5 protein-coding genes are annotated in these 3,284 nt (G+C 29.0%); all 5 read left to right on the forward strand.

Annotation, left to right across the window (positions count from 1 at the left end):
• A partial coding sequence (locus tag C0512_RS14930; RefSeq protein WP_290862991.1) for a hypothetical protein occupies window positions 1-329 on the forward strand: 329 nt, incomplete at its 5' end.
• Between the two features lie 184 nt (window positions 330-513).
• Window positions 514-852, forward strand: a complete 339-nt coding sequence (locus C0512_RS14935) for a helix-turn-helix domain-containing protein (protein ID WP_290862993.1) — start codon at window positions 514-516, stop codon at window positions 850-852.
• Between the two features lie 27 nt (window positions 853-879).
• Window positions 880-1,302 (forward strand): hypothetical protein, encoded by a 423-nt coding sequence (locus C0512_RS14940; protein WP_290862995.1) that lies wholly within the window; start codon window positions 880-882, stop codon window positions 1,300-1,302.
• A 3-nt stretch (window positions 1,303-1,305) separates the two neighbouring features.
• Window positions 1,306-2,625, forward strand: a complete 1,320-nt coding sequence (locus tag C0512_RS14945) for a DUF3987 domain-containing protein (RefSeq protein WP_290862997.1) — start codon at window positions 1,306-1,308, stop codon at window positions 2,623-2,625.
• A 57-nt stretch (window positions 2,626-2,682) separates the two neighbouring features.
• Window positions 2,683-3,284 (forward strand): DUF6371 domain-containing protein (locus tag C0512_RS14950; protein ID WP_290862998.1); only part of this gene is annotated, 602 nt, incomplete at its 3' end.

A 3,284-nucleotide genomic window follows, 5' to 3' on the forward strand; every position in this document is an offset into this window, starting at 1 on the left:
ATATTTTAATAAATTTATTAAAAAGCCCAAAATCAATTCCAAAAACTGAAATATATAAGTGCTTTTCAATGATTACTGTTAAATCAATTGATAGCTATGAAAATATAAACTCTTACAAGAGTACTTTTCAGTATAAAATACTCAATGAAACTTATGAAAATATAAATTTTGGAAATTTAAAAGATTCAACTCAAAATGAGTTGCAATCTGTCATGAATGAAATAAATTTACTTAGAAAAAAAATTAAAACCCTGAAGATGATAAATTTCAACAAAGAACTTAATTTGTTGTACAATAAACTTAGCTCTTTATTAAAAATTGATAAATAATCGGTTTTATTATAATTTTCATATACTTTTTTGATAAATAAAATAGCTATTTATGTTTTAGAAAGTACTTTCTTTTTTAAAATGACATCATTTAATGCTATGAAAATCAAACATATAAATTAAAAAATCACATACACTTTAATATACTTTTTCTAATGCTCTTTTATGGTGCAATCTTGCTACCATGAAAAATGAAATAATATACCTGCTCTCTGACGAAGGAATAAAAGTACTTGCAGAGTTAATTACAAAGAACATCAAAAATGAGTTGCGACCAACTTCAAATGCAACTATTGAAGATGAGTTCTTAAACATCGACGAATTATCCAAACTAATTGGATTAACTAAACCAACAATTTACGGTCACGTCCATCGCAAAACAATTCCCTTTATCAAAAAGGGTCGGATGTTGCGATTCTCCAAATTAGATATATTAAAATGGTTGCAAGACGGAAAAAGTCAATCCGCTTCTAATTTAGAGGCTAAGGTAAATGACTATTTAGCTAAAAATCCACTGTTTTAACGTCAATCTAACGTAAAATTTACGCACATGGAACAATATCACTATACCTGTCAGTATTGCGGAAAGGAGTATAAACCTAATAGACGCAAGAAGCAAAAGTATTGCAGCAACAGTTGCAGAACCAGAGCATACCAATTACGAACACCGAAACTCGGTTCAACCGTTCCGCAAGTTGAAAAAAAACCGGAATCTGTAAAAATTGATAAAATTAGTAAAGCCGGAGTTGGAAATGCTTTCTTAGGTGCTCTTCTAGCAGATGGAGTACAAACACTTGCAAAAAAGGTCTTTGAAAATGAAGATGACAAAGCAGCAACTAAAAAGGATTTTAAAGAGATGAAAGAGTTATTATTATCTAGGTATCATAGAGTGTATAATTTACCCCCGAATGGATTTGGGCAGCTACCCTATTACGATTTGAATACTAAAACTATTGTTTATTTAAAAGGTTAAATTATGGATTTAGACAATTTAAATGGTATAGAAACCGAAATAAATAATGTTGTTCTAACAGATAGAGAACAAGCATTAACAAGATTAGATAAAATTATAGAAAACTTACCAGATGAGTTATCAAATTTAATTGAAAGTGCATTTAAATGCAACAGAATTCCTAAAGAGTATTTATTTAGTTCTATCTTATTTGCTTTTAGTAATGCCGCAGGCTTAACTTTTTCAATTGATTCCTCTGGGTATACAAATTATGCAAATTTATACCTAGCTATAATTGGCAGTAGAGGCGATTCTAAGTCTCCAGCGATGGATTTAGCAACAGATCCTTTGGTTCAAATTGACAATCAAAACTATGATGACTTTAAAAACATAGTTGACAACCAAGAGGAAAATAAAGAAGTAAGAAAACAACTTTTTATACAAGATGCTACTATAGAAGCTGCAATTTATTGTCATTTCAAAAATAAAGACTCAATCGGAATTTTTGTCGATGAGTTAACTTTTTTAATTGAAAAAATGGCTAATAAAAATAGTTCCGAAGGTGCGGCATGGAGAACTTTTTTATTACAAGGAAATACAAATAAATTTATTGACATATCACGAAAAACTACCTTAAGTTATAGAATTGAAAAATCTTACCCAACTTTATTGGGGTCAATACAGACTCAGCTTCTCTCAAAACTATTTGCAAATGGAAATCTTGAAAGTGGATTAATTGACCGTATTTTATTTACTCCAAAACTGACGAGTAATAACACTATTTCTAAAGAAAACATTAAACCAGAGTATAATTTAGCCTATAAAGAGTCATTGCAAAATCTATACCAAAGCCGAATAGATATAGGACATGATAACAAACATAGAGAAATAAAAATTTTATTAGATCAAGAAGCGGAAAGTAAAATTTTGGAATATCAGCAGGAACTTATTTATCGTCAAGAAAAAGAAGAAAATCTTGTCAAAGAATATATCTCAAAGATGATGATTAACATATACAAAATTTCATTGTTACTTCATTTGATTAAACAGTCCAAAAGCAAAAATTACTATTTTGATATTACCCTTGAAACGGTCGATTCTGCAATAGAAATTCTTGAATTTTTTTACTTCAATTTTAAAATTATTTTAAAAGAAACAATTAATCCCCAAGAAAATGAGATAAAAATCGATGATGTCATCAAATACGCAATCCTAAATGGAAAGTTACAAAAAGACATTCTTCCTCTTACGGATTTGGATAAATCTACTATTTCCAGAAAATGGAATAAAACGCTGAACAACATGCAACTAGCAACCAACCCAAAAACAAAGTTAAACAACTAAAATACAGGACTTTAATCTTTAATTATTAAAAGTTGCAAGTTGCACAAAATAATCATCATGCTTACTAAAGTTGAAAATAAATTAAAATTTAGCCAAAAAAGAGATTTTAAGCTCATTACCCCTTGTTGTAATAAAAGTAATAGTGATGGGAAGTTTGCAAATTATAAGGATTTACCTAATCAATATGGTTATTGCCATTCCTGTGGAAAAGCAACCCTACCTCCTACCACTTTTAGAAATAGCAACGGTGAAGAATTTATTTGGGACGAGATAAATAATAAATATGTTGTAACCAGTTTGTATTCAGTCGTTTTAATGTCTAAAAAATCTACAATTGCAAATGGTATTACGGAAAATAAAATAAAACAAAAATACATACCTGAAAACGAAATCTGGAAGTATTTTTATAAAGAACCCGAAAACAATTTACTACAATATCTAAAAAAAACATACACATGTGATCAAGTTCAAGATGCCAAAGAAGTTTACGCATTAGGATCAACTTATGAAGGTGGAATTGTTTTTTGGTGTATCAATATCAATTTACAAGTGCAAAAGAGTAAAATTGTTTATTATAATCCAGACGGTAAAAGAACTAATCAATTTAAAGTGCCATATAAAAACCAAGATGGCTATTTAGGCTGCTTATTTGGTGAGCA

The sequence above is a fragment of the Flavobacterium sp. genome (genome assembly GCF_013822155.1).
Classification (GTDB): Bacteria; Bacteroidota; Bacteroidia; order Flavobacteriales; family Flavobacteriaceae; genus Flavobacterium.